The following is a 5,526-nucleotide window of genomic DNA, read 5'->3' as shown; positions in this document are numbered from 1 at the left end:
CGCATCTGGTGCGTGCCGAGCGCAGGTGAGCGTCCGGAAGGGGCATCCGCTGGATCAGTGGAAGGTGTCCTCGGCGTTCTTGTTGGTGACCGCGGGGTCGAAGTTGTCGACGTCGACGTTGTCGCGGTTGGCCGCGCTGTGCTCGATCGCGTCCTTCACGGCGAACTTGTCCTTGCCCTGACCACCGACCAGGTGGTCGTAGGCCGGGGTGACCTCGTGCGACTCGATGGTGTCGTCGCCGTACTGGCCCTCGACCCAGTCGACGCCCTCGTACCCGTTGAGGTAGTCGTTGCCGTCGCCGCCGTACAGGTCGTCGGAGCCGTCGTTCACGTTGACGCCGGCCCAGCTGTAGAGGGTGTCGTTGCCCTCTTCGCCGCGGATGATGTCGTCACCGGCGCCCCCGTTGATGGAGTCGTTCTCGGTGCCGCCCATGATGAAGTCGTTGCCGGCTTCGCCCTCGACCCGGTCCATGCCGCTGCCGGTGTAGATCTCGTCGGCGCCGCTGCCGCCGTACACGGTGTCCGCGCCGGTGCCGGAGAGGACCTCGTCATCGCCGCCGGAGGCGAAGATCGTGTCGTTGCCGGAGGTGCCGTAGATCTTGTCGGCGCAGGCGGTGCCGTACGTGGTGACGCCGGCCTTCGCGACGATGATGTTGCCGTCAGTGCAGGGGGCGGCCTGGGCGGCGGTGCCGGTGGCGGTGAGGCCGACGACGGCGGTGGCGCCGACGAGGGCGAACTTGGCGGCGAAGCGGAAGGCGGTGCTGGTGGTCATGGCGTGTCCTTGGAGGTGAGATGGTCGCTCCGGACGTCTGCCGGGCTCGTGTGGGTAAGAGCGCCGGCTCTGCCTGACCTTGCAAGAACTTCCACTTTTCTTTTCTGGGGTGCGCGTTCGCCTGCTGTCCTCGTTCAGCTGCGCGCTTCCGCGTCCCTGGCGAGCAGTGCCATCCGCAGGCGGGTCGCGTCGTCGGGCCGGGTGGGGTCGTAGCCGGTCAGGCCGGCGAGCTTCCTCATGCGGTTGTCCACGGTGTTCGGATGCGCTGACACGAGGCGCGCGGTCCGGTGCCGGTTGCCGCCCGTCGCCAGGAAGGCGCGCAAGGTGGCGAGCAGGGGGTCGTCCCCGATGGGGGCGAGCATCCGGGCGAGGGCCGTTCTCGCGGCGCCCGGACGGGTGACCTGGTACTCGAAGGAGACGTCCTCCAGCCGGTAGGTGCCCGGCGGTCGCTCCAGGAGGAGGACGACGTCGAGGACCTCCCTCGTCAACCGTGCTGCAGCAGCGATGTCATCGGGTGCCGCCGTGGTCACCGCGGCCGTCACCGGCGCCTGGGCGACGTCCTCGAGCCGTTCGGTGAGTGCCTTCCCGTCGGCGATGCCGGGCGTGAGGGGGATGAGGGCGAGCCCGCCGGCAGGAGTCAGCGAGGCCATCGGTTGTTGCCCGTCGCAGACCTCGCGCAGCAGGGAACGGACCCTGCGCAGCTTGCGCCGGGCGGCCATGCTGGCGTCGACCCCCGGCTGGAGCTCGTCAGCATGGCGGGCGATCGACAGGGCGAGGACGGAGTACTCGTCGGCCAGGGCGTACGTCTCCAGCGCCGGGCGCGGGGCACCGGTCAGCAGGGACTCGAGCATGCCGTCGGCGACCGTGCGCGAGCCCGTCTCGATCTGCTGGAGCTCCTCGAGGAATCCCCCGGCGGCGGTCGCGCTGACGACGCCCAGGAAGTCGGTGATCCGCCCCACCAGGTCCGTGCTCAGCGAGACGTGCTCCTGCCCGGCGAGGACAGCCAGGCGCTGCACGACCACCCGTGCGACCAGGTGGTACGCCGCCATGATCATCTCGAGCGAGAGGCCCTCCTCGGCCCGCCGGGCGGCGGAGACCCGGATCTCCTCGAGATCGTGCGGCGCCGGCAACTCGCCCGTGGCGATGGTCGTGATGAACAGCTCGATGTTGTTGCGGATGGTCCTGGCGACGTCCCCGTGCAGGAGCTCGCCCGGCACGGCGGCGTACGGCTCGATCTCGGCGGCGAGGGCGCGGGTGCCGGCGTCGACGAACTGGCGACGGTGGCGCCGCATCAACTCCTCGAGCCTGTCCCCGTCGAGTTCCATCCACACTCCTTTGTTGTGATGACCTCACAGCACGGTAACCGAAAAGGTGGGCAAACTGCCGATGTCGGTGGAGCAAGGGCACAGGGAGACTCGGCGTCATGTACCTGTCACGGCAAGAGAGAGAAGACCCATGACGCTCCGCAAGACGCTGGCCGGCCTGTTGGCGGCCGGGATGTTGACCGCCACCCCCGTCCTCGCCGTCACGGCCCCCGCCGAGGCCGCCACCGCCGATCCGGTCGTCATCGTCCCGGGACTCTTCGGCAACGGGCCCGGCGCCGCCCAGGTCGGTTACGCCTACCTCCAGGCGCGACTCGTGTCCGCTGGCTTCGACGTCGAGGTGTTCGCCGCCCCCGACTACGGGACCGGCGACATCCACGCGAACGCCGCACGCCTGGGCGACTTCATCGACGACGTGCTGGCCGAGACCGGGGCCGCCAAGGTGGACCTGGTGGCGCACTCCCAGGGCGGCGTGATGGCGCGCGACTACGTCAAGACGCTCGGCGGAGACGCGAAGGTCGATTCGCTCGTCATGTACGGCACGCCCAACTACGGCACCCAGGTCGCCTCGCTCGCGACCCAGTGGGGCGGCGGCAGCTGCTTCGCCATCGTCGGCTGCGCCCAGCAGGCGATCGGCAGCTCGTACCTCACCGCCCTCAACGCGGGCGACGACACCATCGGAGCGGTGCGCTACACGGCGATCGCCACGGAGTACGACAGCGTCACGACGCCGTACGAGAACGCCTTCCTGAACGCAGGCGACGGCAACATCACCAACGTCACCGTGCAGTCGCAGTGCGGCGCCTGGCGTTGGGCCGACCACTTCTCGATCACGTACGACGCCGTCGTGGTCGACGGCGTGGTGGACGCGCTCAAGGGCGGGCCCGTCCAGATGAACTGCTTCGCCTTCTGAGCGAAGTACCAAAGAGGGAGCGGAAATGAAGATGTTCAAGAAGATGGCGCTGGTGTCAGCGGCCGCGATGGTGACGATCCTGTCGGGAGCAGGCGTCACCTCGGCCCAGGCCACCAGCGCGGCTGCGCCCAGCAGCGGATGGAACGACTGGTCCTGCCAGCCGAGCGCGGCCCACCCGGAGCCCGTCGTCCTGCTGCACGGACTCGGCGGTCAGGCGGTCACCAACTGGTTCTACCACGCGCCGAAGCTCGCAGCCGCGGGCTACTGCGTGTACTCGACGACCTACGGCGAGGGCCTGTTCGGCGAGCTCGTCGGAGGACTCGGCTCGATGCGCACCAGTGCCGTCGAGGTGGGCGAGTTCGTGGACGAGGTCCTCGCGGCGACCGGTGCCGCGGAGGTCGACCTGGTCGGCCACTCCGAGGGGACGACGGTCGCCACCTACTACCTGAAGTTCGAAGGTGGGGCCGCGAAGGTCAAGCACTTCGCCGGGTTCGGCACCAACGTCAAGGGCAGCACGCTGAACGGCCTGACCACGCTGATCAACGCAGCCATGCCGCTCCTGCCCGCCGTCACCCAGTTCGTCCGGGAACAGTGCGCGTCCTGCCTGGAGTTCCTCGCGCCCAACCAGTTCCTCACCGACCTGGCGGCGGGTGGCTTCACGGTTCCTGGTGTCACCTACACCTCGATCATGTCGAAGTACGACACCGTCGTGACGCCGTACTCCAACGGCCGGATCGACGAGCCGGGCGTGAACAACATCGTCCTGCAGGACAAGTGCGGGTTCGACTTCTCGGGCCACCTCGCCATGGCGGTCGACCCCAACGTCAACCTGTTGATCAGGCGCGCGCTGGATCCCGAGAACGCTCCGGCGATGCGGTGCTCCGTGGTGTTCCCGGCCCCGTTCTGACGCGCAGGCTGCGAGGTTCCCGACCCAGATCAGTGGCCGGGAGCCTCGCGGTCGGCGTACCGCTTCCATTGAGCGTCCACGACCGCCGCGAGCAACGCCCGGGCGCCCCCGTCGTCGCCGGCGCTCGCTGCACGGAACGACAGCAACTGCTGGCCGTCGCGCACCAGCACCATGTGCTCGATGGTCTCGACCGGATCGGCCTCGTCGACCTCGGTCGAGACCGTGGCGTACGCCGTCGCTTCGTCACCGCGGTCCGACACGGACTCCGGCACGACGATCTTGATCGCGACGTCGCGCACCCGATCCTCGGCGAAACCGCCGGCGCAGGCCTCGAGGGCGTCCTCGACCAGCGCGAACACCTGCTCGGCGTCGTCGTCGGCGTAGGTCAGCAGCTGCACGTTCACCCACGGACCGAGCCGCGGCGTCTTCGCCTGCACCCGCTCGGACCGGACGGGCTCCGGATCCAGGTCGACGATCGCGGAGAGGGGTTGGCACGCTTCCGGGTCGGCCACCCGGTCGTCAGCGAGCCCGGGCAGATCCTCCGGACCCACCTCGGCGTCGCCGACGGTCGAGCCGCTCTGGAGGAGGGCGTCATCGAGAGCCTCCGCCGAGAGCACGCCAGCGGGGTCAGCGGACCTCTCGTTGTCGGCACCACCTCCGCAGGCGCTGAGGGCCAGCGGCACGACGAGGGCGAGCAGGACGAGACGGTGGTGGGGCATGGATCTACTCCGAGAGGAAGAGGCGGGCTCGGTGACGGCAGGCGGAGAGACTGGTGCCGGGGACACGGGGCACGCACACCGACTCGTCAGGCCGCGCCTCGATCACACCAGCATCCGCGCCTCAGTAGTACCAGGGGGACGATTCGACGGGATTCCAGGCACTGTCGACAACTGCCGAACGATGCCGGAGAAGCGCCTGTGACCTGCGCAAACGCAGCAAGAGTGACGTTTGTCGTTGTTGGCTTCAAAGTGCCGCTTCGTGGCCGTTTGCGGACTTTTTGCGGACCGACCACCCACGACACGTGTCGCGATCATCTACGTGAGGTCGACGACGGTGGCGTCAAGGTGACCTCCGATGAAGGCTGCCGCACTGGAGCGCATGCAGCGGTCAGCCTGCTTCGGCGCCACGATCGTCCGGAGTCGCCCGGCTCGGCCTGCGGGTAACGCTCTTGGTGTCCGGGCGAACGATCTTCCGATCGGGGGCGGACCGAGCCTCCCTGATCTCCGCCACGAGGTTGGCAAAGGAATCCTCTCCTCCCCGCAGGCGGGCCGAGGCGCGCCGACCGCGGATAATCAGGTTGAGATCCTCCGGAAGGATTCCCTTGTCGAGCAGCCTCTGCGCCATGGGAGCATCGTCGTCGCCCAGGCCCGCCCGGCGCCAGATCGCTTCGGCGGCTTGATCGACTCCGCTCTGGGTCCAGGACGTGGTTCGCGGTCGCTCGACCAACTGCTGCTCTGGCAAGCGCCTTCGGCGTCGCGGGGGCAGCGGGAGCCGCGTGGCGGGCGGCCGTGCGAAGCGGGCTGCAATCTCCTTCAACCGCGCCTCGTTGGCCGCAGACACCCGGGACGCCGCTCCCCGTGGTCGCTCACCGAAGCTCGAGCCTGTAGAGGTCT

The 5,526-nt window shown here is 69.0% G+C and carries 6 protein-coding genes; 2 read left to right on the top strand and 4 right to left on the bottom strand.

Annotation, left to right across the window (positions count from 1 at the left end; all coding sequences use genetic code 11):
• Positions 1-54: 54 nt before the first annotated feature.
• Together ACOADB_RS13915 and ACOADB_RS13910 are read right to left on the bottom strand one after the other, a co-directional pair.
• Positions 55-771 carry a calcium-binding protein gene (locus tag ACOADB_RS13915; protein WP_378599599.1) on the bottom strand — a complete coding sequence of 239 codons (717 nt, stop codon included), beginning with the start codon at positions 769-771 and terminating at the stop codon, positions 55-57.
• 134 nt (positions 772-905) lie between these two features.
• Positions 906-2,096, bottom strand: a complete 1,191-nt coding sequence (locus ACOADB_RS13910) for a PucR family transcriptional regulator (protein WP_378599596.1) — start codon at positions 2,094-2,096, stop codon at positions 906-908.
• A 130-nt stretch (positions 2,097-2,226) separates the two neighbouring features.
• Between ACOADB_RS13910 and ACOADB_RS13905 the strand changes: the two genes are divergently transcribed.
• Positions 2,227-3,006, top strand: a complete 780-nt coding sequence (locus ACOADB_RS13905) for an esterase/lipase family protein (RefSeq protein WP_378599593.1) — start codon at positions 2,227-2,229, stop codon at positions 3,004-3,006.
• Between the two features lie 25 nt (positions 3,007-3,031).
• The gene (locus ACOADB_RS13900) at positions 3,032-3,913 is read left to right on the top strand and encodes an esterase/lipase family protein (protein ID WP_378599591.1); all 882 of its coding nucleotides are present in this window, start codon (positions 3,032-3,034) and stop codon (positions 3,911-3,913) included.
• A gap of 29 nt (positions 3,914-3,942) precedes the next feature.
• Here the strand turns inward: ACOADB_RS13900 and ACOADB_RS13895 are convergent, their stop codons facing one another.
• Together ACOADB_RS13895 and ACOADB_RS13890 are read right to left on the bottom strand one after the other, a co-directional pair.
• Positions 3,943-4,632 carry a hypothetical protein gene (locus tag ACOADB_RS13895; RefSeq protein ID WP_378599588.1) on the bottom strand — a complete coding sequence of 230 codons (690 nt, stop codon included), beginning with the start codon at positions 4,630-4,632 and terminating at the stop codon, positions 3,943-3,945.
• A 388-nt stretch (positions 4,633-5,020) separates the two neighbouring features.
• Positions 5,021-5,257, bottom strand: coding sequence for a hypothetical protein (locus ACOADB_RS13890; RefSeq protein WP_378599585.1), 237 nt, complete (start codon positions 5,255-5,257; stop codon positions 5,021-5,023).
• Between the last annotated feature and the right edge of the window lie 269 nt (positions 5,258-5,526).

This window comes from Nocardioides sp. CPCC 206348, assembly GCF_048654705.1.
Classification (GTDB): Bacteria; Actinomycetota; Actinomycetes; order Propionibacteriales; family Nocardioidaceae; genus Nocardioides.
This window is presented reverse-complemented; position numbering and strand designations above follow the sequence as displayed.

Coding starts and splice junctions, on each gene's coding strand:
- ACOADB_RS13915 (WP_378599599.1), bottom strand. CDS start 771: ATGACCACCAGCACCGCCTTCCGCTTCGCCGCCAAGTTCGCCCTCGTC.
- ACOADB_RS13910 (WP_378599596.1), bottom strand. CDS start 2,096: ATGGAACTCGACGGGGACAGGCTCGAGGAGTTGATGCGGCGCCACCGT.
- ACOADB_RS13905 (WP_378599593.1), top strand. CDS start 2,227: ATGACGCTCCGCAAGACGCTGGCCGGCCTGTTGGCGGCCGGGATGTTG.
- ACOADB_RS13900 (WP_378599591.1), top strand. CDS start 3,032: ATGAAGATGTTCAAGAAGATGGCGCTGGTGTCAGCGGCCGCGATGGTG.
- ACOADB_RS13895 (WP_378599588.1), bottom strand. CDS start 4,632: ATGCCCCACCACCGTCTCGTCCTGCTCGCCCTCGTCGTGCCGCTGGCC.
- ACOADB_RS13890 (WP_378599585.1), bottom strand. CDS start 5,257: ATGGCGCAGAGGCTGCTCGACAAGGGAATCCTTCCGGAGGATCTCAAC.